This is a genomic window from Yersinia alsatica (genome assembly GCF_902170305.1).
Classification (GTDB): domain Bacteria; phylum Pseudomonadota; class Gammaproteobacteria; order Enterobacterales; family Enterobacteriaceae; genus Yersinia; species Yersinia alsatica.
On record NZ_CABHWW010000026.1, the window covers coordinates 449,046 to 472,027 of the forward strand.

Consider the following 22,982-nt stretch of genomic DNA (forward strand, 5'->3'; position numbering starts at 1 on the left):
ATGCGCAACAATTTTCTTTTTGGTGATAGTGCGATATGAACTCTCTGTTTGCCAGCACGGCGCGTGGACTGGAAGAACTGTTAAAAAGCGAACTCGAAGCGCTGGGCGCTCACGACTGTAAAATAGTGCAGGGTGGGGTACATTTTCAGGGCGACGATCGACTCATGTACCAAAGCCTGTTGTGGAGCCGCTTGGCTTCGCGCATTTTGCTACCGCTCAACGAATTCAAAGTTTACAGTGACTTAGACTTGTACCTTGGGGTACAGGCAATTGACTGGCCGTCAATCTTTGGTGTGGACAAGACATTTGCCGTGCATTTTAGCGGCGTGAATGAGGAGATCCGCAATAGTCAGTATGGTGCATTAAAAGTAAAAGACGCCATTGTCGATAGCTTTACTCGCAAGCTGGATCAGCGCCCGACGGTGGCCAAGCAGCAACCGGATATTCGGGTCAATGTGTTCCTGCAACGAGATATGGCCAGTGTGGCGTTAGATCTTAGCGGTGAAGGCCTGCATCAGCGCGGTTATCGCGACTTGACCGGACAGGCGCCATTAAAAGAAAACTTGGCGGCGGCTATTATTCAGCGCTCAGGCTGGCAGTTGGGTACGCCAATGGTCGATCCAATGTGCGGCTCCGGTACGTTGTTGATTGAAGCCGCCATGATGGCCTCTGATCGCGCACCGGGTTTGCATCGGGCACATTGGGGCTTTACTGCCTGGAGCGCATTCAACGAAGAGCTGTGGCGCGAGTTAACCAGCGAAGCACAAGTGCGTGCTCGCCGTGGCTTGCAAGAAACAACGTCTCGTTTCTTTGGCTCAGATATTGACCGGCGTGTCATTGAGATGGCTCGGGCCAACGCCCGCCGTGCCGGGGTATCAGAATTGATTACCTTTAATGCCAATGATGTCAGCAAGCTGGTGAATCCACTGCCCGAAGGGCCGGTAGGTACGGTTATCAGTAACCCGCCTTATGGTGAGCGGCTGGAAAGTGAACCGGCGCTGATTGCCCTGCACAATATGCTGGGCCGCATCATGAAAAGTGCCTTCGGCGGCTGGCGTTTGTCACTGTTCAGCGCGTCACCTGAATTGCTGAGCTGCTTGCAGTTACGTGCAGAGCGCGAATTCAAAGCCAAAAATGGCCCGTTGGATTGTGTGCAGAAAAACTACCAGTTGGCGGCGAATCCACAGGGTGCTGCCGGCGTGCAAGTGGCAGAGGATTATGCCAACCGTCTGCGTAAGAATGTGAAAAAACTGGATAAGTGGGCTAAGCAGCAGGGTATTGAATGCTATCGCTTGTATGATGCCGACTTGCCAGATTACAACGTGGCGGTCGATCGTTACGGTAGCAAAGTTGTGGTGCAGGAATATGCGCCGCCGAAAACCATTGATGCACAAAAAGCGCGTCAGCGCCTGTTTGATGTGATTAATGCCACTTTGGCGGTGCTGGATTTGCCGTCAAATCAGCTGGTGTTGAAAACACGCGAACGGCAGAAAGGTAAAAATCAATACGAAAAATTGGCACAGAAGGGCGAGTTCCTGCTGGTGAGCGAATATAACGCCAAGCTGTGGGTTAACCTGACTGATTACCTCGATACTGGCTTATTCCTTGACCACCGCATCGCCCGTCAGATGCTGGGTAAAATGAGTCAGGGTAAAGATTTCCTTAACCTGTTCGCCTATACCGGTACTGCCAGTGTTCATGCAGGGCTGGGTGGCGCGCGTAGTACGACCACGGTCGATATGTCGCGTACTTATTTAGAATGGGCTGAGAAGAACCTGCGAGCAAATGGCCTTACAGGTCAGCAGCACCGCTTGATTCAAGCTGATTGCCTCTCTTGGCTCAGTAACACCGATGAGCAATTCGATGTGATCTTCATTGATCCACCGACCTTCTCCAACTCCAAGCGTATGGAGACCACCTTTGATGTTCAGCGCGACCACTTAGTGCTGATGAAAGAACTTAAACGGTTACTGCGCCGTAAGGGGACAATCATGTTCTCTAACAATAAGCGTGGTTTCCAGATGGATTTGGCCGGTATAGCAGCGTTGGGGCTGGAAGCGAAAGAAATCACAGCGCAGACGCAATCTGAAGACTTTGCCCGTAATCGTCAGATCCACAACTGTTGGCTGGTCACCCACGCCAGCGAGGAAAAGTAAAAACTATGTCGTTAATTAGCATGTCCGGTGCTTGGCTGTCGTTCAGCGATGCACCTTTATTAGATAATACGGAATTACATATTGAGGCAAACGAGCGTGTTTGTCTGGTGGGCCGTAATGGTGCGGGTAAATCCACCCTGCTGAAAATCTTAAGCAAAGAAGTTCCTTTGGATGATGGCCGCATCACTTATGAACAGGATTTGATTGTCGCGCGTCTGCAACAAGATCCACCACGCAATGTGGCCGGGACGGTGTTTGATTTTGTTGCTGAAGGCGTACAAGAACAGGCAGAGCATCTGAAGGCTTACCACGCGACGTTGCATCAGGTTGAACTTGATCCGAGCGAGAAAAACCTTAATCGTCTGGCAGCATTGCAGGAAATTTTAGACCATCAGGGCTTATGGCAATTAGACAGTCGTATCCAGGAAGTGTTGGTCCAATTGGGCTTATCGGCAGATGCCGAACTTTCGTCGCTGTCTGGTGGTTGGTTGCGGAAAGCGGCATTAGGTCGCGCACTGGTAAGCTCACCAAAAGTGCTGTTGCTGGATGAACCGACCAACCATTTGGATATTGAAACCATTAATTGGCTGGAAGGCTTCCTGAAAGAGTTCCAGGGCAGCATTGTCTTTATCTCCCATGACCGCTCCTTTATCCGCGCAATGGCCACTCGCATTGTCGATCTGGACCGCGGTAAGTTGGTGTCATGGCCGGGTAACTACGAACTGTATCTTGCCAGCAAAGAAGAAGCATTGCGGGTTGAAGAGTTACAAAATGCTGAGTTTGACCGCAAGTTAGCGCAAGAAGAAGTGTGGATTCGCCAAGGCATCAAAGCACGACGCACGCGTAATGAGGGCCGTGTTCGCGCCCTAAAAGCCTTGCGGATGGAGCGCTCACAGCGCCGTGAAGTGATGGGCACCGCCAAGATGCAAGTGGAAGAGACTGTACGCTCGGGCAAAATTGTCTTTGATCTGGAAAATGTGAATTATCAGGTTGATGGCAAAGTGCTGGTGAAAGATTTCACCGCCCAAGTCCAGCGTGGCGATAAAATTGCGCTGGTGGGCCCGAACGGTTGCGGTAAAACCACCTTGCTGAAACTGATGCTCGGTCAGCTTAAAGCGGACAGCGGCAAAGTGCATTGCGGTACTAAGCTGGAAGTGGCTTATTTTGACCAGCATCGTGCAGAACTTGATCCAGAACGCACGGTTATGGATAACCTGGCGGAAGGTAAGCAGGAAGTGATGGTCAATGGCCGTTCACGCCATGTTCTGGGCTATCTGCAAGATTTCTTGTTCCACCCGAAACGCGCAATGACGCCAGTAAAAGCCTTGTCTGGTGGTGAACGTAACCGCCTGTTATTGGCTAAATTATTCCTTAAGCCAAGTAACTTACTGATTCTCGATGAACCGACCAACGATCTGGATGTTGAAACGCTGGAACTGTTGGAAGAAATGGTAGATAGCTATCAGGGCACCGTGTTACTGGTGAGCCATGACCGCCAATTCGTTGATAACTCAGTGACAGAATGCTGGATCTTTGAAGGCAATGGGCAAATCAGCAGCTTTGTTGGCGGGTATTATGATGCTCACCAACAACGTGCTGAGGCAAAACCTATTCGTCAGGTTGCGGCTAAAGTGGAAGAAACCAAAGTTGCAGCGCCAGTAAAAAGCGCGGCACCCGCGGCGAAACGCCCTGGTAAGCTGAGCTATAACCTGCAACGTGAGCTGGACCAATTGCCGCAGCAGTTGGAAAAGCTGGAAAATGAAATCAGTGAGTTACAGGCTCAGGTCGGTCATGCTGATTTCTTCTCCCGTCCACATGAAGAGACGCAGCAGGTATTGAAAGCTTTGGCCGATGCTGAACAGGCATTAGAAGTGGCATTTAGTCGTTGGGAAGAGCTGGAAGCTCAGAAAAACGGCTAAAAATATGCAATAGCCGTTCTGTCAGATGAGGTGGTATACGATATTATGTCTATTGTTATATTAAGCCTCCTGACAAAACGGCACTCAGCGACATTAGTAATACCCAATAGATTTCCAAGTACAGGATGGCGGCAAGCGAAAGAATATCGACTCACTGACTGATGCCAGTGATTTGGGCTAGCGAATGCGGCCAACACACCTGTGCTTGGAAAGATAAAGGGTATTGAGGAATGAGATATTGTGTTCTGTAATTCAGCCTGAGCACGCCGGGCAGACAGGGAATGTGATCCTGTGCCGGCAGTGTGATATGTCAGTGGTCTTACCCTCTCTGCCTTATGGCACCAAAGCGGTATGTCCGCGTTGTAAAACAACCCTGACCGCGCGGTGGGATGAACCACGTAAGCGCCCAGTCGGTTATGCGCTCAGCGCACTGTTTATGTTATTGCTGGCGAATATGTTCCCCTTCGTTAACATGCGAGTGGCGGGGATCACCAGCGAAATAACACTGATCCAAATACCACAAGTGATGGTGGCTGATGACTATGTCAGCATGGCAACCTTATTTATGGTGCTGGTGCAGTTGATTCCGGCCTTCTGTATGGTGGCCATCATTCTGCTTTGCCTGCGGGTGCGTATGCCAACGCGCTGGAAAGCATTCATCGCCAAAATATTATTCCAATTTAAAACCTGGTGCATGGTTGAGATCTTTCTCGCCGGTGTGCTGGTCAGTTTTGTCAAACTGATGGCCTATGGCGAGATTGGCATTGGCAGCAGTTTTATTCCTTACTGTTTATTCTGCTTGTTGCAGGTGCGCGCTTTCCAGTGTGTTGACCGCCACTGGATGTGGCAAGATATTGCTCCCGCCCCAGCGCTACCTTACCCACTCGTTGCGGGCCGCACGGGGTTGCGTCAAGGTCTGCGCTCCTGTTCGTGCTGCACGGCAATTTTGCCGCAATCTCAAGAGCAATGCCCACGTTGCCATACTCATGGCTATGTTCGTCGTCGCAATAGTTTGCAGTGGACCATGGCATTACTCATCACCTCAATACTGTTATATATCCCAGCCAATCTGATGCCGATTATGATTACCGAAAGCTTGGGTAGCCAGATGGGTTCGACCATTATGTCTGGGGTGATTTTCTTGTGGAGTGAAGGTTCCTACCCAGTGGCATTAGTGATTTTTATTGCCAGTATTATGGTGCCATCACTGAAGATGTTGGCGATCGGTTGGTTATGTTGGGATGCAAAAGGCAAGGGTAATACGGATACCGAACGGATGCATTTTATTTACGAAATAGTGGAATTCGTTGGCCGCTGGTCAATGATTGATGTCTTTGTTATTGCAGTGCTTTCATCATTAGTCCGCATTGGGCAACTTATGAGCATCTATCCAGCAATTGGTGCGCTGCTGTTTGCGATGGTGGTGATCCTGACAATGTTTGCTGCATTAACCTTTGATCCCCGGTTAACCTGGGATCGGATAAGTGAAACAACCCAAGAAGGAGCCGCAAGGTGACGGACAATAATCCCAGCCAGGGTGTGGCGGAAATTGAAAAAATCAAGCGGTGGTCCCCGGTGTGGATCATCCCTATTGTCACCGTGCTGATTGGCGCATGGATACTGTTTTATCATTTTAGCCATCAGGGGCCGGAAGTGGTTATGACCACTTTGAATGCTGAAGGCATTGAAGCCGGTAAAACAAAAATAAAAAGCCGTAGCGTGGATGTTGGCATCGTTGAGCAGGTCACTCTGAGTGAAGATCTCAACCACGTTATTGTGCAAGCGCGCTTGAGTTCCGGCATGAAGAATTTACTGCATAGCGACACGGTTTTCTGGGTGGTTAAACCCCAGATAGGTCGCGAAGGTGTTTCCGGTTTAGGGACACTGCTTTCTGGTGCTTATATTGAACTGCAACCCGGCGGCAAAGGTAAGGCATTAGATAAATTCACCCTGCTCGACTCCCCGCCGCTGGCGGCACCGGATGCCAAAGGCTTGCGCATTATACTCGACAGCGAACAGGCAGGGCAGTTGAATGCCGGAGATCCGGTCCTGTTCCGTGGTTACCGCGTGGGTTCAGTGGAGACCAGTACTTTCGACGCCAAATTACGCCTGATGCGTTATCAACTCTTTATTGGCGCGCCTTATGACAGTCTGGTGACGACCAATGTCCGCTTCTGGAAAGACAGTGGTGTGGCGGTTGATCTCTCCTCACAAGGGATGCGGGTGGAAATGGCCTCGCTGGCGACGTTGTTCAGTGGTGGCGTGAGTTTCGATGTACCCGATGGTTTGGATCTGGGTCAGCCAATCACGCAACAGAAGCCCGAATTCAAACTGTTTGATGACCGCAGTAGCATTCAAAATTCCCTGTACACGGAACATCAAGATTTCTTGCTGTTCTTCTCTGATTCTGTTCGCGGCTTGCAGAAGGGTGCACCGGTAGAGTTTCGTGGGATCCGTGTGGGGACTGTTGGTGAAGTACCGTTCTTCGCCAAGGGGATGAGACAGCGTGTTGATAATGACTTCCGTATCCCAGTGCTTATTCGTATTGAGCCAGGTCGTTTCCGTAATGATTTAGGCCCGGATGCGAACTTTGAACAAACACTGAAACAAGCCAAAGAGCGCGGTTTGCGAGCATCACTGAAATCAGGAAACCTGTTGACCGGTGCACTGTTTGTCGATTTGGATTTCTATCCAGATGCAAAACCGTGGAAAGGGCCGCTGGAAGTGGTGGGTTATCCGCTACTGCCAACAGTCAGCGGTGGTTTAGCGCAAATTCAGCAGAAACTGACGCAAACGCTGGATAAGATTAATAATTTGCCGCTAGAGCCAATGATTAATGAAGCCACCAAGACACTGGCTGAAAGCCAGAAAACTATGCATGAAACTCAGAAAACGCTGGAGTCACTGACCGCGATTACCTCTAGCCCGGCCATGCAGAACCTGCCAAAAGATCTGCAAAAAACCTTGAATGAGCTTAATCGCAGCATGAAAGGCTTCCAGCCAGGATCTCCGGCATACAATAAAATGGTGGGTGATATGCAGCGGTTAGATCAAGTGTTGCGTGAATTACAACCGGTATTGCGTACGCTGAATGAGAAGAGTAACGCGCTGGTATTTGAAGCGGCAGGAAGTCAGGACCCTCAGCCTAAGAAGGCCAAAAAATGATAAAATGGATGGCAGTAATCGCCGCGCTGTTACTCAGCGCTTGCAGTAGCGAACCCAACAAGACGTATTATCAGCTACCAGCACTCAGCGCGCCTGCAACGGCCAGTAGCAACGTGACATCGCGGCAGCTGTGGATTGAGCATGTTGGTGTCGCTGATTATCTGGCTGCGGCTGGCGTGGTGTATCAGACCAATGATGTGCAGTATGTGATTGCCAGTAACAACCTTTGGGCCAGCCCACTGGACCAGCAATTGCAGCAAACTTTGGTGACGAATCTGAGTAATGCGCTGCCGGGTTGGCTGGTTTCCTCACAGCCACTCGATAGCGATCAGGACGTTCTCAATGTGACTGTAACCGGGTTCCATGGCCGCTATGATGGTCGTGCCATCATCCGTGGTGTTTGGATACTGAAACATCAGGACCAGCTTATTAAGCAACCATTCGATCTCGAGCTTAAACAGAGTGAAGATGGCTATGATGCTCTTATTCGTACCTTGGCAGAGGGTTGGCAGCAAGAAGCTAAGACGATTGCAGCGCAGTTGCAGCGAGTTAAATAATATTTTGTTCTAAATCAGTCTAACCCTCTTTCATTGGTAATAATGAATTTATCGTGAAAGAGGGTTATCAATAAATATCAATAAGTTACCCTGCAATACTCCAAATCAATCACTTAGGCTAATCAGCGTGCATAGCTCACAAATGTGACATTGGCGTGAATTTTGCGCATTGCTTTTCTGTTTCCTAAGGTCTATCACTTAACTGTGACCGCACATAAAGTAGTCACTGTTTTCTTTCCACCAGACCGAAAGATGAGGGAAACGAGGCATGAAGAGACAGAAAAGAGATCGCCTGGAAAGGGCGTTGTCACGTGGGTACCAAGCAGGTATTTCAGGGCGTTCAAGGGAAATTTGCCCTTACCAAGCTTTAGACGCCAGATCACATTGGTTAGGAGGTTGGCGACAAGCCATGGAGGACAGGGCTGTGACCGCCTAAGCGGCTCTCTGTCAGACTAAAGGAACACCTCCGCTTTATGCGCATATCGCGGAGGTTTTTGAAAAACTCTTCGTACTTGTTGCCGCAGCGTTGTTGGCTGCTCTCATAAACCCGAATCATTGACAGAAGTCAACTCATCGGGATTTAATCGTTTACCGCCTAGCTGCAACACCAATTACTTTGAGTTATCTCTTCGTACTGACTGCCGCAGCGTTGTTGGGTGCTCTCATAAACCCGAATCATTGACAGGAGTCAACTCATCGGGATTTAATCGTTTACCGCCTAGCTGCGGCCCCGCCTACCAGCGTTTCAGTAAGATACTCGCGTTGACTCCACCGAAACCAAAGCCATTTGACAGGGCATATGTCATTTCATGAGCTTGAGCTTTGCCAGCAATCACATTAAGCCCGGTGGCCGCAGGATCCAGATTTTCCAAGTTCAATGTTGCGGGAACAATTTGATCCCGTAATGCCAGCACAGTGAAAATGGTTTCCAGTCCGCCAGCAGCGCCGAGTAAATGGCCTGTTGCTGATTTTGTTGATGTAATGGCTAACGTATCACCCTCGCCAAACAAGTGCTTAATTGCATTGATCTCACCCAGATCACCCACCGGTGTTGAGGTTGCATGTGCATTCAGATGCTGAACTTGCTCGGGTTTAATTCCCGCCTGACGTAATGCAATTTTCATTGCACGATATGCGCCGTCGCCATCTTCCGCGCCTGAGGTCATATGATAAGCATCGGCGCTGGTGCCATAACCGACAATTTCAGCCAATGGTTGCGCGCCACGGGCCAGAGCATGCTCTAACTCTTCGACAATCAGCAAGCCAGCACCTTCACCCATCACAAAACCATCACGGGCGCTATCGAATGGGCGAGAGGCTTTCTCTGGCGCATCATTAGAACCGGTCGATAATGCGCGAGCGGCCGCAAAACCGGCCAGGCTGACTTTATCAATTGCCGCTTCAGCTCCCCCACATAGGGCAATATCTGCTTCATCGTTGCGGATCATGCGTACCGCATCACCGATAGCTTGAACACCAGCCGCACAGGCAGTGACCGGGGCACCAATTGGCCCTTTAAAATGATGCTTGATAGAGACGTGGCCCGCGGCCAGATTTACCAAGAATGAAGGGACGGTGAAAGGAGACAGGCGCTTTGGTCCACGGCTATCTGTGGTGCGCACCGCATGTGCAATGGACGGGAAGCCGCCAATGCCGGAGCCGATAACCGTGGCGGTTCGCTCTTGTTTATCTAAATCATCGGCTTGCCAGCCCGCATGGGCAATAGCCTCATCTGCTGCGGCCATCGCAAATTCAATAAAGCGGTCCATTTTCTTTTGATCTTTAGGCGCAACGGCTTTGTCCGGATCAAAGCCTGCCTCAGGGTCTGCTGCAAGAGTTGGAACTTGCCCACCAATTTTTGCCGCTAGATCGCCGACAATCTCCTCTGGCAGAACACGGATACCCGATTGTCCCGCCAACAGACGTTGCCAGACAGTTTCGATACCACAGCCTAATGGGGAAACCACCCCCATCCCGGTAATTACGACACGGCGCGTATTCATCATTTTTCCTTTCTAGACTCAATTGAATGTTGTGGGTGTCTGGCATCGACTGATTGTTTGTCATGCATCAGTGCCAGCCGTTTATTAATTATATCGCTCCTGACAGAGCCTGCCGTGAGGGTGACATCTTGTGCACGGATAGGCTGTCGAGTGGCATTGTCCAGTAAGATGGGTTCCAGCGGTGTGCCAGTACGGCGATCGGTGAGTATCACTGCGGGGCCATCGGGTGCAAAATGTTGATTACCCCATTGAAATAGGGCGGCAATAACCGGAAAGAAATCAGTGCCACGCTCGGTCAATAGATACTCATAGCGAGCAGGACGGGAGTGATAAAGCCGCTTTTCAAGGATGCCGCTTTCTACCAGATACTTTAAACGTCGGGTCAGGATAGTGGGGGAAAGCTGCAAACTTTGCTGAAATTCATCGAATCTCGTTAACCCCTGAAAAGCATCACGCAGGATCAGTATGCTCCACCACTCACCCACTCGCTCAAGGGAGCGAGCTACCGGGCAGGGCATATCTTGCAGGCGAGTTCTTTGCATACTGCTCCTCGTGTGTTCCTGTGAATATAGCTGATTACTGGCTGATATTAATTGGTGGCTACATTTATTGTAGTCACTAAAGTTAAAAAAAATGCCATTGGCATACTGATAACAATGCAGGGGATTTAACGGCCCCTGCATCAGGTCACGGATAAAGATATTAGAAAGCAGCAGTGTCTTTAAACAGGCCAACTTTCAGGTCGGTGGCGGTATAAATCACTTTGCCATCCACTAACACTTCGCCATCCGCAACACCCATGATCAATTTACGCATGATAACGCGTTTAAAATTAATACGGTATGTCACTTTCTTGGCGTCAGGCAGTACTTGGCCAGTGAATTTAACTTCACCGACACCCAGCGCGCGGCCTTTGCCTTCGCCACCTAACCAGCCAAGATAGAAACCAACCAACTGCCACATGGCATCAAGGCCCAGACAGCCAGGCATTACTGGGTCACCAATGAAGTGGCAACCGAAGAACCATAGATCCGGATTAATATCCAGTTCCGCTTCCACATAACCCTTGTTATAGAGGCCGCCGTCTTCCGTCATTTTGACGACACGGTCCATCATTAACATATTGCCTGCTGGCAATGGTGGCCCACCCGCGCCAAACAGTTCGCCACGGCCAGATGCTTCAAGGTCTTCTTTTGTATAGGATTCGCGTTTATCTACCATGTTCTCAGTAAGCCTTATTTTAATGAAGTGCGCAGAATAGCGTACAGCTGTACGCTGAGCAAGTCCGATCAGCCCTGGTTGAACCAGTTCAGCCAGCGTAGTGGCCATGGCCAACGATGCCTGTCCTGCGGATTTACTTGTGAGATTCGTTCTTGAATTATACCTAACAAGCTTGGTTGCTGCTCATCGGCATAAACCACACCGGTTAATAATGGCAATGCTTCAGCAGCACTATCCACCGCCCATAAATGGAATTGACCATTTTGCACCGCTTCAATGACTGCTTGATTCAAGCACAAATGGCGGACATTGGTGGCGGGTAAAATCACCCCTTGATGGCCCGTCAACCCACGACGTTGGCAAGCTTCGAAGAAGCCTTCGATCTTTTCATTGACGCCACCAATAGGCTGAACATTACCAAATTGGTCAACTGAACCTGTCACGGCAATTTGCTGATTGATTGGCTGCTGTGACAGGGCACTGATCAATGCACAAAGTTCTGCCAGTGATGCGCTGTCGCCATCAACCTCACCATAGGATTGCTCAAAAACAATGGAGGCGGAGAAAGGCAGCGGCTGATCAAGCTCCAATTCTGAAATCAAGAAAGCTTGCATAATCATCATGCCTTTAGCATGAATATTACCGCCCAGCTCTGCTTTACGTTCAACGTCAACAAATTCGCCATCACCTAAGTGGACGACGCAACTGATACGAGCGGGTTCACCAAAGGCATAAGGGTGGCCGGGATATTCCAAGACTGACAGACCATTAATCTGACCGACAACTTGCCCTTCGGTCTCAACCAGAATTTGCCCCAGTTCTATCTCATCCTGCATCCGTTCAGCCAGGTAGCTATTGCGCCAATCTCGGGCATTGAGCGCCACTTCCAGCGCGTTAGCTGTGATGGTGTCTTCTTCGGCATAAAGCGCAGCTTCCGCAAGCACGCGGGTCAGCCATTGTGGGCACAGTGGCAGACTGCCTTGGTCGCCGCTATAACGCACTGCTTGGCGGAACAGTACCGGCCAGGCATCGGCAGACAGCGCAGGGAGCTGTTTTTGCTGCAACAGTGTATTGATATAGCCGCACCACAAGGTCATGCCATCAATATCGACCAGCGGCAGCTCTACTTCGAACTCACCATAAATAGCCAATTCGCCCAGCTCGGGTTCCATATCATGGAAATCACCCAATCCCAGACGATCGCCAACCAGAATCAGACGTAAATCCAATGGCATTGACGGGATATGTACTGGCAAAGGACGAGTTTCATCCGGTGATAGCCAGTCGAAGCGCTGCTGAACAATCATCTGCTTCAGTCGTAACCACATCAAAGGCTGTGCCTGTAATGCGCGCACCGACAAGATCAAGATGCCGCCATTGGCTTGATGAACCAAGCCGGGCTGTAAACTTATTTGATCTTTATGCCATCTGACACAGCCAAACAGCTGTTCGGGCTCTACCCACTCTTGATAGAGACAGCGTGAGAGCGCCGCAAAGGGCTCGTCACCGCGTTGCGCTGGTTGCCAAGTGACTTGGTGACCGTGCACCAGATAATCTCCGCCAAACAGGGCAGAGGCCTCAGGTTGCAGCTCCTTAACAGCTTGAGCGATCAATGCCAAATACTCAGTACTTTCCTGTGCTTTGATCAGCATAAAACGCGGCTGAGATTGTGGATGACAGAATAACGTCATGCCATTTTCTAACCGGGGCTGAATCGCGGCGAAAGAAACAGGCTCCAACTGGGAGGCAGTAGCAAATAACGCTTCATATGGCGTTGTGTTCGGCAGCAGTGACTGCCATTCAAGTCTGTTATTGGTCAAAGTGATAGATGCAATCGTCAAAAAGGGAAAGTGCGATTATACAAGAATAAAGCAGACTGCATATACGTAGAGTGGTAGTTGGTGGCAAGGAGTAAGAAATCGGCAGTGTTCCGTACAAAAAACAAACTAATCATGTGCTTTTAGTAGGGTGAAATTCTGTGTAAAGCTGTTATGCTTGAGTTAAGTTACACGGTCACTAAAGAGCTCACGATGAAATATCAGCAACTGGAAAATCTGGAAAGCGGTTGGAAATGGGCGTATTTGGTAAAAAAACACCGTGAAGGTGAGGCTATTACTCGTCATATTGAAAACAGCGCCGCGCAGGAAGCAGTAGAGCAACTGATGAAACTGGAAAGTGAGCCGGTGAAAGTGCTGGAGTGGATTGATACTCACATGAATAGGCAACTGGCTAACCGGATGAAGCAGACTATTCGTGCCAGACGTAAGCGGCATTTCAATGCAGAACATCAACATACCCGCAAGAAATCAATCGATTTGGAATTTCTGGTTTGGCAACGTTTGGCAGCTCTTGCCAGACGCCGAGGGATAACTTTGTCAGAGACCGTTGTTCAATTAATTGAAGATGCTGAGCGCAAAGAGAAATATGAGAGTCAGATGTCGTCCTTAAAGCAGGACTTGCAGGATATTCTGAGGAAAGAGATTTAAGCTGTTTAGGTATGAATCAATATTCAGAGCACTAAAATACGGCTATTAAGCCAATAAGATATGCCGTGTATTTTGCTGATATAGATACTAAAGAATATCTAATAAGAAACAGATGATAAAAAAAACCCCGCAAAGCGGGGTTTTTTATTAAAGGAGTAAACTTAAGCCTGTGGCTGAGTTACAACTTCTTTGTAGCCTTTAACTTCGATCTCTACGCGACGATCTGGTGCCAAGCACTCAATCAGAGCAGCACGTGGTTTCACGTTGTCACAGGTATTGCCTGTAACTGGGTTTGCTTGACCTTCACCGCGAGCAGTGATTTTGTCAGCAGGGATACCTTTAGAAACCAGGTAATCACGCACGCTGTCAGCACGACGCTGAGACAGAGCTAAGTTAGGAGCTGGTTGACCGATACGGTCAGCGAAGCCCAGAACAACTACAGAACCGTCTTTAGGATCGATAGAGCTCAGCTGTGAATACAGTTGGTCCAGAGCTTGCTGGCCTTCTGGTTTCAGAGTTGACTTGTTGAAAGCGAACAGCACGTCAGATTTCAGAGTGAAACGCTTAGTGTCAACAACTGGAGCTGGAGCTGGAGCAGGAGCTACTGGAGCTACTACATCATCTTGACCGAAACGGTAAGAAACACCTACGCTCAACATGCCGTTGTCTGGACGAGCACCAACGGTAGCTTTATCACCGATGTTGCTAACCCATTGGTATTCCATACGGGTTGCCCAGTTTTTGGTCCATGCGTATTCAGCACCCAGAGCTACCAGTGGAGAAACACCGGTGTCATGGTTGCTAGCACGAGTATCAGTTGGAGCATTGTAAGCGCTAGAATCTGCACGCCATACCATACCACCCAGACGGGTATACAGATCCAGGTCCTGAGCAATTGGGTAGCTCAGTTTAGCAGCCAGTTGAACGCCCTGTGCTTTAAAGTCGCCGTTATTCACGTCGCCTTTGTAAGGCATACGGCCAAGCCAGTCGTATCCCATTTCAAAGCCCAGGTATTGGTTTGCTTGGTAACCCAAGAATGCACCAGCGCCCAGTTGGTTTTTATGGGTAGGACCGTCGTTGCCAACGTCGCCATAGATACCGCCAGTGCCAGTATCTTGATACTGGGACCAACCCAGTTTACCACCGGTGTACCAGGTGTTATCTTTCGGTGCGGCTTGCGCTACTGTAGCGAAACCTGCCAGTGCCACTGCTAATGCGATAGCTGTCTTTTTCATTTTACGCCTCGTTATCATCCAAATAGGCAATGAGCTTTAAAAGCCAAGCCCTTGGTTAAAATTCTTCGTCAAGGTATTCGCGCTCCCGTTAATCACGCTGCCAGTATAATTTGGCGTTTTAGAGCAACCTTGGCGATGTAAAGTCTACAACGTGGCGAGAAAGTTACAAGTGTGATGTGATAAACCGCCTGAAAAAAAACCGAAATTGTGCATGATCTTTAACGATTTAGCGGGAAAATGCAGCTTTTCTTATACGTTATTTTCTGCTGCAAGCCGCATTCTGACTCGCTTTATGCTGGTTACACAGGACTAAGCGCTAGATATTGTAAAAATTCATGGGATAAATCCTAAATTTACTTAATGATACAAAGAAGAATGAATTTTTAACGTTGCGCACTGTCCTTGAGGCGATTTTGTGTCATCCACAGGATGCATAACAAACCCGTAAGTATTCCCTAACTTTGCTGCTAAGCGTAATCGGCTACGATCGTTTTCTGACAATTCAGGTAGCCAACCAAGAACAACACTATAATTCCCAGTCAACAGGGCTTTTTCCATAGCATCAACTGTTAATAATGGATTGATCTGCCTTACCTGCACAATTTTACTGATTGGTAAACCTGATTGCTGTATCCATGAACGGCTTAACTTCTGCTGTGGTGTTAACCATAACAACCAGCGAGATTGCTTGCCAAGTTGTTGTAAAAGTGGAAGCAATAACTGTGTTACAGCAGGCTGGTTTTCACTGTACATAAGTTCACTGATAAGACCGCTATCTGTTGGGGCATCAACTCTTTCCTGTGTATCACGGGTATTCAGAGAATGATAATTAGCATGATAAGGTTTTAGTGATTGAGTACGCATTATGAACCTCGCCTGTAGTGTGCTGTATGCATATACAGTAGTCACTGTTTGTTCGAAGATCAACTAAATTTTTACAAGACGCTTCGCATTATTGTGATGTAGATGGGCGTCAAACACATTTTTTGTTTGGCTCAGTTATCTATATTGCGTATTTTCTAATTAGTTGTTCCTCTTACACTTATTACAACTGAATAGGGACGTTTGATCGGATTTTTGCTAAAGGAGTAGTCATGAAAAACGTATCAGAAAGGATGATAGTACGCGCTCAGTCTCATTTTGATTTTTTGGGTCAAATCACAGTTCGCTCACAATTTGGCGGTTATGGACTGTTGGCTAACGGCATTATGTTTGCTGTGGTTTCTGAGGGAGAGTTGTATCTACGGGGTAATGATCAGGTTGAAAATTTATTCCGCACCAGAGAAATGACCAACCTTATTTATGCTAAACGCGGGCTTCCGGTTTTGCTGCGCTACTATTGGGTGGACACTCTACTATGGAGTGATGACCTCGCACTGCGCCATTTTGCTAAGTTGGCTTATCAAGGGGCTAAAGCTGAGGTTTTAAGTAAGAAAGGCCCCGCGGTTCGCTTAAAAGACTTACCAAATCTTAGTGCCAGTCTAGAGCGATTATTATGGAAAGTGGGCATCAAGAGTGCAGCAGAGTTGCGCCTCGAGGGTGCCAAGTGCTGCTATCTTAAATTGCGAGCATTAAGACGGTCGCTCGGAGTGAATATTTTGTTATCCCTTGCTGGCGCGATCAGTGGTCACCACTATGCAGCATTGCCTCTAATGATGCGAAGTGAGCTTATTGAATGGTTTGAAATACACATTCGTTCGCCCAAAATTGCACAATATGAAACTGTATAGCAGTGGGCCACTAATAGAACGCGGCCCGAGCATTAATTAGCTCGCTTGACTGATGCGTTTATTCAGCTCGCTAAGTTCAGGTAACAATTCAAGCAATAAGCCAATTTGTTGTAAAACCAACTGGTCTATACTTTCCGGCTCAGGATTACAGTCTTGCAGCCTGGTAGATAAGCCGGTTAGCACTCGCGCCATTTGGCTACTGTCGGGTTGTTCTTGCTCAAGTGAGCCCTCGATATAACAAATCGCGTCATTGAGTAAACTCAGGGTGGCGGTATTACTCAGTTTTTCACGATGGGCGCCCAGCGCAGAGATATAACTCAACATCGTGTGGTTTAGGCAGAGTAAACGGAATGCCGCTTCCTGAGTTTCTTTATTGCTGTTGGGCTCAGCTGACATATTTGAAATCACTGACGCCAGTTCAGCATCGCAATTATGCGCGTCGCGGCGCGCAACGCGGTAGGACAGGCTATTATCCTTACCTTGATGGTATTGCACTAAAATAGCATCAAGGTAACGGCAGTTGGCATTCAGTGTTTTATTCACCACAGCGGGAAGATGACGGAATTTCCAGTCAGGCCAGATAAAACTCACCGCAACCCAGGCAATGGCGCAGCCGAGCAATGTGTCAAACACTCGCGGAATGGCAACCTCAAACCCTTCACCCAATAGATTAAAACATAACAAAACCAACAAGGTAATGAACATTGTTGCATGAGCATACTGAACATTGCGGAAAGCAAAAAACAGCACGCCGCTAATGACGATTAAGATCAGTTGCCCTTCAATGGAAGGGACAAAATACAGGATAGGTAGCCCGATAAGTATCCCTGCGAGGGTACCAATAATACGTCGAGTAAGGCGGCTGCGCGTCGCGTTGTAGTTGGGTTGGCAGACAAAAAGGCTGGTTAATAGAATCCAATAGCCGTGGCGCATACCAGTAAGCTGAATGAAAGCATAACCCACGCAAAGTACCACTGACATGCGGATAGCATGGCGAAATAGTGCAGATTGCGGTGTCAGATGGCGGCTGATACGCAGCTTAATGTCGCTCCATCCGGTGAGGCGATCATCAGATAGGCGGTTTTCAGGTTGTGAGCCTTCGGCTAATACCTGTTCAGATTCAATACCAGCCAGTTGTGCATCAATGGCACGTAAGTTTTTAAGCAAAAGTGACAGCGCTTTCACTTGTGGCACATTCTCATTTTGAGCCATTTCTCTGGCGAGTGCGGCATCTAAATAGGTAAACGCGCGCTCGAAACGTGGGTCATGTTGATACTTTTGCCGCATTAAAATGGATTGCGAGAGTTGCATACAGGCTCTGGCTTGCATGCTAAGTAGGCGCTGAAAGCGGAACAAAACATCACTGTAGCGGAATTTCTCTCGAAGCAACTGATACTGAACATGTGATGAACTGGCGCGTTCATGGATATCTTGTGCCACGAAATAATAATGAAGCGTTCGTCGAGTCTCGCGCTGCCCGCGGTCACCTTTCAGCCGTGAAACCAGTGAAATTCTGGCCTGATTCAATGTCGTCAGTAATATACCGTTAGCCATCGCCACATCAATAAGCGGCTGGTCAACATCAGATTCAATATCTGGGTCAAATAGATTGGCTTTTGCTTCCAAATAGTGAGAAAGCTGCTGATAACAACGGGCCAGGTTATCCTGCAAGGGACGAATAGGGAAAATCAGGTGCCCACACAGGGTCAGAACGTTGTACCAAACGGCACCGATTATCAGTAACAGTGGTTGCTGGTACCAAATATGGTACATCGAGGTGCCCAGCATGGTGTAGATGGCGATAAGTAATGCGCCAAAAGCGATGGTGGCATAACGCTGGCCTAAGGCTCCGAGCAGAATAAAGCCGCAAGTTGATAAGGTCAGCCCAAGGGCAAAAAACCATGGATAAGGAAATAACAGTTCAATAGAGGCTGATGCGATAAAAAAACAAATCAGCGTAATAAATAAGTTACGTAACCGCCCAGCCAGGCGGTCATCAAGATCAGTAAGTGCTGCGGCAACGACACCGAGAGTTAAGGGGATTGTCAGCTTGGGCTGATCAATCCACCATGGAACCGCCGTTACTCCTGCTAATGCGATAAAAATACGGACATGGTAAAGCAGGTTGCTGTTGTAGACGTAACGACGTAAACCAGTGACGAAAGTGAGCACAAAAAACCTCTAAAAACAGAAAAGTCAGCGTTGCTGATACTGGCGTTGGGCGTTGGCTATTCTTGCTTGTTGTGCCATTTCGACAGAAACGACACGTCGGCCCACTGGCCATAATGCGATAGCGGCAATTTTAAAATTGGCGATCCCAACCGGAATACCAATTATGGTTATACATTGCACAATGCCGGTCGCAATATGCGATAAACACAACCACCAGCCAAACAAAACAAACCAGACTATATTCAGTAAAGAACCGCCTGCGGATAACAGAGGATTACTTTTTTCTGGGTATAATTCATTGACATGGATCGCCTCATTACCATAAGGCAGAAATGATAACTTAGTAATCTCCCAGCAAGAGCGAGTTAGTGGTAAGGTGAAAATCAGGATAACACTGACCACGGTTGCGAGTAGCCAGCCTAATGTTGTGAAGAAACCACCTAAAACAAAGTTCAAAATATTCAGTACAGTACGCATAATAGTTAGTCAGCCTCGCTGAATAAAAAACCGCAATGCGGATGAGTAAAAACAGGTGCTATCTATTCTATACGGATAGCGCCAGTTAGTTTCCTTAAACAACTATCGGATACCTGTTGTTTAAACTCAATTATTTTATTTACACTCCCTTATGTTACTTCAATTCACTTAATACGAGTTATGGCGCGCAGATATGGAACTTAAAGCGACATCCTTTGGCAAGCATCTGGCTCAGCACCCCTATAACCGGGTTCGTTTGCTCAATGCGGGCATCGAAGTATGCGGTGATAAACATCAATACCTGATTCCTTTTAACCAGTTGGTTAACATTCAATGTAAGCGCGGTATTGTCTGGGGTGAAATGGAATTTGAATTGCCAAATCAACAAGTTGTGCGCTTGCATGGCACTGAATGGCAGGAAACTCAGCGCTTTTATCATCACTTACTGGGCATCTGGCAGCAATGGAGTGAGGAGATGAGCCTGGTTTGTGTTGCGGTTTTGCAGAAACAAGTCGAATCAATTAAGCGAATTGAGCAGCAGGATAAGTGGTTTAAACGTAGCGAATTAGGTCAAGTGCAGGCTGCCATTGGTGAGGCTTTTGCATCACTGCCAATGCCGGTTCAGCGCCTGCCCGAGTTTGCATCGTGCCGCGCCGATTATGAGCTCTGTCTGCGCTGGCTACAGCAGGGCAGCCGCAGTGTTGATCACCGTAATCAGCAGTGGACTAACCGCATGTTGGAAGAGCATCAAGACTTCTTCCAGAGTGTCGAAACTTCTCCGTTGAATGAATCGCAATGCCGAGCGGTGGTTAATGGTGAAGATTCGGTATTGGTGTTGGCGGGTGCCGGGAGTGGCAAAACATCCGTGTTGGTTGCGCGTGCAGGTTGGCTATTACGTCGCAATGAAGCATTACCGGAGCAAATCTTATTGCTGGCTTTTGGACGTCAAGCGGCGGATGAAATGAATAGCCGCATTAAGCAACGGCTGGCGGTGGATGATATTCAGGCCAAAACCTTCCATGCCCTTGCATTGCAGATAATCCAGCAAGGTAGTCGCAAAACGCCAGTGATCAGTAAGCTTGAGTCTGATAGCAAGGCCAGACGGTCATTATTGATTCAGAATTGGCAGCAACAATGTAGTGAGAAAAAAGCCCAAGCCAAAGGGTGGCGCGAATGGCTTACTGACGAGCTGGAGTGGGACGTCGCCGAAGGTGAGTTTTGGCAGGATAAACGGCTGGCGGCACGGCTGGCAGGGCGACTGGAACGTTGGTTAGGATTAATGCGGATGCATGGTGGCAGCCAGGCTGAAATGATAGAGCAGGCTGATGAAGAAGTGCGTGATCTCTTCCAAAAACGTATACGGCTAATGGCACCGCTACTCAAAGCATGGAAGACTGCACTGAAAGAAGAGGGCGCGGTCGATTTTTCCGGGCTTATCCATCAAGCCGTTAACTTGCTGGATAAAGGGCGTTTTGTCAGCCCGTGGAAACATATATTGGTCGATGAGTTTCAAGATATCTCGCCACAACGCGCAATGTTGCTGACTGCCTTGCGCAAGCAAAATAAGCAAACTTGTTTATTTGCTGTTGGTGATGATTGGCAGGCTATTTATCGATTCAGTGGTGCAGAGCTTTCTCTCACTACCGCTTTTAAGCAGAATTTTGGTGAAGGGGCGGAATGCGCCTTGGATACCACCTATCGTTTCAATGACCGTATTGGTGAGATTGCTAACCGATTTATTCAGCAGAATCCATACCAACTGAAAAAACCACTAAATAGCTTGAGTAAAGGCAATAAAAAGTCAGTGGTTATCTTGCCAAGTGAGCAGCTTGAAACACTGCTGGATAAATGCAGTGGTTTTGTTAAGGATGATGAACGTATCCTTGTTTTGGCGCGTTATCATCATCTGCGACCTGAGATTTTACAAAAAGCAGCAACCCGTTGGCCAAAGTTAACGATTGATTTTATGACTATTCACGCCAGTAAAGGGCAACAGGCAGACTACGTCATCATTGTTGGTCTGCATGATGGGAATGACGGTTTCCCAGCCGTCGCGCGCGAATCTATTCTGGAGGATGTGCTGCTACCCGCTCCAGAGGATTTCCCTGACGCGGAAGAACGGCGTTTACTTTATGTCGCGATGACCAGAGCAAAACATCAAGTTTGGTTACTGCAAGATACCGCTAACCCTTCAGTCTTTATCAGCCAACTCAGTGAGTTAGGTGTGCCAACTCAGCGCAAGCCCTAATTAAGGTTTACGAAGGGATTCTCGATAGATTAAGCCCGGTGATTTTAACGCACCGGGCTTAATGCTTATTTAAGACGTTGTTTTAGATAGCGCTCATAATCGGGGATCGCGATGGTCACCTCACTGCTAAATAACGCCGACCCAATTAAGAAATCTGCGGTAGAGCGGTTAGTGGCAACCGGAATATTCCACACGGTAGCCAGGCGCAGTAGGGCTTTGACATCGGGATCATGAGGGACGGCATTGAGCGGATCCCAGAAGAAAATCAAAATATCAATTTTCTTCTCAGATATCAGCGCCCCCACTTCTTGATCTCCACCCATTGGGCCACTGAGCAAACAGTGAACATCAATACCTGTTGCGTTCTGCACCAGGTTCCCTGTGGTGCCGGTGGCATAAAGTTCGTGCTGTGATAAAAGATCCCGGTTTTCCATCACCCACTCGAGCAGTGATTTCTTACAGTGGTCGTGAGAAACAAGAGCAATATGCTTACGTGCCGCAATAGTGCGGGTAGTGAGTTCCATCAAAATATCCTTCAATAAGTGCCGACGGTTTGCTGACAGATTACTGAAATGGCGATTTTGTGCATAGTGGTAACGCAAAGAAATGCGAGGAAACAAGCATAACCTGATGTTTAAAAACGGCCTTAGTACTGTTGGGCTACTTAGTCGGCGGTTTTTTTGCCCATAACAGGAAACGTTGCTGGGTTTCTTTGTCCGCTTGCAGGAACCAATATTGCAGCATCTGCTCGGCGACATTCTCACCTTGCAAGTTGGTGGCTTTCTGTGCGGCATTGGTGCCCGCCACGGCAATGGTAGTACCCGGTACCGCACTTACTGGCGACGGAGGAATAGTGGCAAAAGAGGGGACTGAAGCACTAAATTGCCCGACATTATAAGTTGCCATGGCTGTTTCAAGTGTGGCAGCAGTATTGAGGTTGTCCTGATGCAATACGTCATGACGTACAGACAATGGGCGACCATTATCTCCAATAAGTTGATATAGCGGGTTTTTAGAGAATTTATAGCCATCTCGCTCGGTATCAATCGTCGGTAATTTTATAGCAACTGAACGAATGTTACGGGTGTTAAATACCACGACTAACGGCGGAGAGGTGTACAAGACTTTCGGGTCGGCCGGAAGTGCTTTAGCGACTTTGAACAGGATTTGGTGCTGCCCACTATTTAATTCCAAGCTATCAGCTCCCTTCAGCAAGGAACCCGACATATTTTTTCCATCGACCACCAACAGGTCAATTTCCGGTGCAAGTTTTAAGGTCGTGGCTATAGCTGAAGCACTACAGCAAACGGCCAAAATCCCTGCGACCACCAGACCAAATTTCATGTGCTACTCCTGAAGGCGATATCTGCTTATTTTGTCAGACCAGCTAGATTATGTGTCAAACTCTTTCCGGTTGCCCACATTTATTTACGTTTTGAAATATTCAGTATAAATACGGCATTTTATCCTGATGAATTCTAAAGATAAAACAGCTAATCTAACAGTTAATACTTCTCTAACTATTAAACCAAATCAATTAGTCTGCATTTATCATCGTTTTTCATCATGATGTACACTTAAGACGTCACCCCTATTTGTAAATCCATCCGGAT

Annotated in this window: 18 protein-coding genes and 1 pseudogene; 9 read left to right on the top strand and 10 right to left on the bottom strand. The window is 48.1% G+C overall.

The annotated features are described in order from the left end of the window. Nucleotides 1–35: 35 nt before the first annotated feature. The 6 genes and pseudogenes from rlmKL to rmf all read left to right on the top strand — a co-directional run bounded on the left by rlmKL (nucleotide 36) and on the right by rmf (nucleotide 8,233). On the top strand, nucleotides 36–2,156 hold the full coding sequence (gene rlmKL / locus FTA96_RS16115; RefSeq protein ID WP_050121013.1) for a bifunctional 23S rRNA (guanine(2069)-N(7))-methyltransferase RlmK/23S rRNA (guanine(2445)-N(2))-methyltransferase RlmL: 2,121 nt from the start codon (nucleotides 36–38) through the stop codon (nucleotides 2,154–2,156). 5 nt (nucleotides 2,157–2,161) lie between these two features. Then, nucleotides 2,162–4,075: an ABC transporter ATP-binding protein gene (locus tag FTA96_RS16120; protein ID WP_050106331.1), complete on the top strand. Its 1,914-nt coding sequence runs from the start codon at nucleotides 2,162–2,164 to the stop codon at nucleotides 4,073–4,075. Between the two features lie 238 nt (nucleotides 4,076–4,313). Beyond that, a pseudogene (pqiA, locus tag FTA96_RS16125) lies at nucleotides 4,314–5,601 on the top strand (membrane integrity-associated transporter subunit PqiA). Next, on the top strand, nucleotides 5,588–7,240 hold the full coding sequence (gene pqiB / locus FTA96_RS16130) for an intermembrane transport protein PqiB (protein ID WP_050319328.1): 1,653 nt from the start codon (nucleotides 5,588–5,590) through the stop codon (nucleotides 7,238–7,240). Before pqiA ends, pqiB begins: the two are co-directional and overlap by 14 nt. Further along, the gene (gene pqiC / locus FTA96_RS16135; protein WP_145574308.1) at nucleotides 7,237–7,797 is read left to right on the top strand and encodes a membrane integrity-associated transporter subunit PqiC; all 561 of its coding nucleotides are present in this window, start codon (nucleotides 7,237–7,239) and stop codon (nucleotides 7,795–7,797) included. Before pqiB ends, pqiC begins: the two co-directional genes overlap by 4 nt. Nucleotides 7,798–8,065: 268 nt before the next feature. Then, nucleotides 8,066–8,233: a ribosome modulation factor gene (gene rmf / locus FTA96_RS16140; RefSeq protein WP_005170911.1), complete on the top strand. Its 168-nt coding sequence runs from the start codon at nucleotides 8,066–8,068 to the stop codon at nucleotides 8,231–8,233. 298 nt (nucleotides 8,234–8,531) lie between these two features. On the opposite strand, the gene fabF is transcribed toward rmf, so the two are convergent. The 4 genes from fabF to FTA96_RS16160 form a co-directional block, all read right to left on the bottom strand. Then, nucleotides 8,532–9,800: a beta-ketoacyl-ACP synthase II gene (gene fabF, locus FTA96_RS16145; RefSeq protein ID WP_145574391.1), complete on the bottom strand. Its 1,269-nt coding sequence runs from the start codon at nucleotides 9,798–9,800 to the stop codon at nucleotides 8,532–8,534. After that, nucleotides 9,800–10,342 carry a winged helix-turn-helix transcriptional regulator gene (locus FTA96_RS16150; protein WP_050106335.1) on the bottom strand — a complete coding sequence of 181 codons (543 nt, stop codon included), beginning with the start codon at nucleotides 10,340–10,342 and terminating at the stop codon, nucleotides 9,800–9,802. Before FTA96_RS16150 ends, fabF begins: the two co-directional genes overlap by 1 nt. Before the next feature lie 160 nt (nucleotides 10,343–10,502). Then, nucleotides 10,503–11,021 carry a bifunctional 3-hydroxydecanoyl-ACP dehydratase/trans-2-decenoyl-ACP isomerase gene (fabA, locus tag FTA96_RS16155; RefSeq protein ID WP_050106366.1) on the bottom strand — a complete coding sequence of 173 codons (519 nt, stop codon included), beginning with the start codon at nucleotides 11,019–11,021 and terminating at the stop codon, nucleotides 10,503–10,505. A gap of 68 nt (nucleotides 11,022–11,089) precedes the next feature. Beyond that, a complete protein-coding gene (locus FTA96_RS16160) occupies nucleotides 11,090–12,841 on the bottom strand; it encodes an AAA family ATPase (protein ID WP_186372883.1) in 1,752 nt (583 codons plus the stop codon). 210 nt (nucleotides 12,842–13,051) lie between these two features. On the opposite strand from FTA96_RS16160, the gene matP reads away from it, so the two are divergent. Beyond that, entirely contained in the window at nucleotides 13,052–13,507 is a 456-nt protein-coding gene (gene matP / locus FTA96_RS16165) for a macrodomain Ter protein MatP (protein ID WP_050136584.1), read from the top strand. 161 nt (nucleotides 13,508–13,668) lie between these two features. Here matP and ompA read toward each other — a convergent pair whose 3' ends face one another. Continuing rightward, a complete protein-coding gene (ompA, locus tag FTA96_RS16170) occupies nucleotides 13,669–14,742 on the bottom strand; it encodes a porin OmpA (RefSeq protein WP_050106338.1) in 1,074 nt (357 codons plus the stop codon). A gap of 357 nt (nucleotides 14,743–15,099) precedes the next feature. Next, the gene (gene sulA / locus FTA96_RS16175) at nucleotides 15,100–15,606 is read right to left on the bottom strand and encodes an SOS-induced cell division inhibitor SulA (protein ID WP_050147699.1); all 507 of its coding nucleotides are present in this window, start codon (nucleotides 15,604–15,606) and stop codon (nucleotides 15,100–15,102) included. Between the two features lie 230 nt (nucleotides 15,607–15,836). Between sulA and FTA96_RS16180 the strand changes: the two genes are divergently transcribed. After that, nucleotides 15,837–16,472: a TfoX/Sxy family DNA transformation protein gene (locus FTA96_RS16180; RefSeq protein ID WP_050136589.1), complete on the top strand. Its 636-nt coding sequence runs from the start codon at nucleotides 15,837–15,839 to the stop codon at nucleotides 16,470–16,472. A gap of 36 nt (nucleotides 16,473–16,508) precedes the next feature. Here the strand turns inward: FTA96_RS16180 and yccS are convergent, their stop codons facing one another. Both yccS and FTA96_RS16190 read right to left on the bottom strand, forming a co-directional pair. Next, complete coding sequence (gene yccS, locus FTA96_RS16185) at nucleotides 16,509–18,644, bottom strand: YccS family putative transporter (RefSeq protein ID WP_050106341.1); 2,136 nt, start codon at nucleotides 18,642–18,644, stop codon at nucleotides 16,509–16,511. Between the two features lie 24 nt (nucleotides 18,645–18,668). Next, nucleotides 18,669–19,121: a YccF domain-containing protein gene (locus tag FTA96_RS16190; RefSeq protein ID WP_050106342.1), complete on the bottom strand. Its 453-nt coding sequence runs from the start codon at nucleotides 19,119–19,121 to the stop codon at nucleotides 18,669–18,671. Nucleotides 19,122–19,314: 193 nt separating this feature from the next. Here FTA96_RS16190 and helD point away from each other — a divergent pair, with 193 nt between their 5' ends. Continuing rightward, nucleotides 19,315–21,369: a DNA helicase IV gene (helD, locus tag FTA96_RS16195; RefSeq protein ID WP_145574312.1), complete on the top strand. Its 2,055-nt coding sequence runs from the start codon at nucleotides 19,315–19,317 to the stop codon at nucleotides 21,367–21,369. A gap of 65 nt (nucleotides 21,370–21,434) precedes the next feature. Here the strand turns inward: helD and FTA96_RS16200 are convergent, their stop codons facing one another. Then, entirely contained in the window at nucleotides 21,435–21,893 is a 459-nt protein-coding gene (locus tag FTA96_RS16200) for a methylglyoxal synthase (protein ID WP_145533262.1), read from the bottom strand. A gap of 136 nt (nucleotides 21,894–22,029) precedes the next feature. Continuing rightward, nucleotides 22,030–22,713 carry a DUF2057 family protein gene (locus FTA96_RS16205; protein ID WP_050106345.1) on the bottom strand — a complete coding sequence of 228 codons (684 nt, stop codon included), beginning with the start codon at nucleotides 22,711–22,713 and terminating at the stop codon, nucleotides 22,030–22,032. Between the last annotated feature and the right edge of the window lie 269 nt (nucleotides 22,714–22,982).

Excerpts from the sequence above, each read along its gene's own strand:
- rlmKL (WP_050121013.1), top strand. The coding sequence starts at position 36 with ATGAACTCTCTGTTTGCCAGCACGGCGCGTGGACTGGAAGAACTGTTA.
- FTA96_RS16120 (WP_050106331.1), top strand. The coding sequence starts at position 2,162 with ATGTCGTTAATTAGCATGTCCGGTGCTTGGCTGTCGTTCAGCGATGCA.
- pqiC (WP_145574308.1), top strand. The coding sequence starts at position 7,237 with ATGATAAAATGGATGGCAGTAATCGCCGCGCTGTTACTCAGCGCTTGC.
- rmf (WP_005170911.1), top strand. The coding sequence starts at position 8,066 with ATGAAGAGACAGAAAAGAGATCGCCTGGAAAGGGCGTTGTCACGTGGG.
- fabF (WP_145574391.1), bottom strand. The coding sequence starts at position 9,800 with ATGAATACGCGCCGTGTCGTAATTACCGGGATGGGGGTGGTTTCCCCA.
- FTA96_RS16150 (WP_050106335.1), bottom strand. The coding sequence starts at position 10,342 with ATGCAAAGAACTCGCCTGCAAGATATGCCCTGCCCGGTAGCTCGCTCC.
- fabA (WP_050106366.1), bottom strand. The coding sequence starts at position 11,021 with ATGGTAGATAAACGCGAATCCTATACAAAAGAAGACCTTGAAGCATCT.
- matP (WP_050136584.1), top strand. The coding sequence starts at position 13,052 with ATGAAATATCAGCAACTGGAAAATCTGGAAAGCGGTTGGAAATGGGCG.
- ompA (WP_050106338.1), bottom strand. The coding sequence starts at position 14,742 with ATGAAAAAGACAGCTATCGCATTAGCAGTGGCACTGGCAGGTTTCGCT.
- sulA (WP_050147699.1), bottom strand. The coding sequence starts at position 15,606 with ATGCGTACTCAATCACTAAAACCTTATCATGCTAATTATCATTCTCTG.
- FTA96_RS16180 (WP_050136589.1), top strand. The coding sequence starts at position 15,837 with ATGAAAAACGTATCAGAAAGGATGATAGTACGCGCTCAGTCTCATTTT.
- FTA96_RS16190 (WP_050106342.1), bottom strand. The coding sequence starts at position 19,121 with ATGCGTACTGTACTGAATATTTTGAACTTTGTTTTAGGTGGTTTCTTC.
- helD (WP_145574312.1), top strand. The coding sequence starts at position 19,315 with ATGGAACTTAAAGCGACATCCTTTGGCAAGCATCTGGCTCAGCACCCC.
- FTA96_RS16200 (WP_145533262.1), bottom strand. The coding sequence starts at position 21,893 with ATGGAACTCACTACCCGCACTATTGCGGCACGTAAGCATATTGCTCTT.
- FTA96_RS16205 (WP_050106345.1), bottom strand. The coding sequence starts at position 22,713 with ATGAAATTTGGTCTGGTGGTCGCAGGGATTTTGGCCGTTTGCTGTAGT.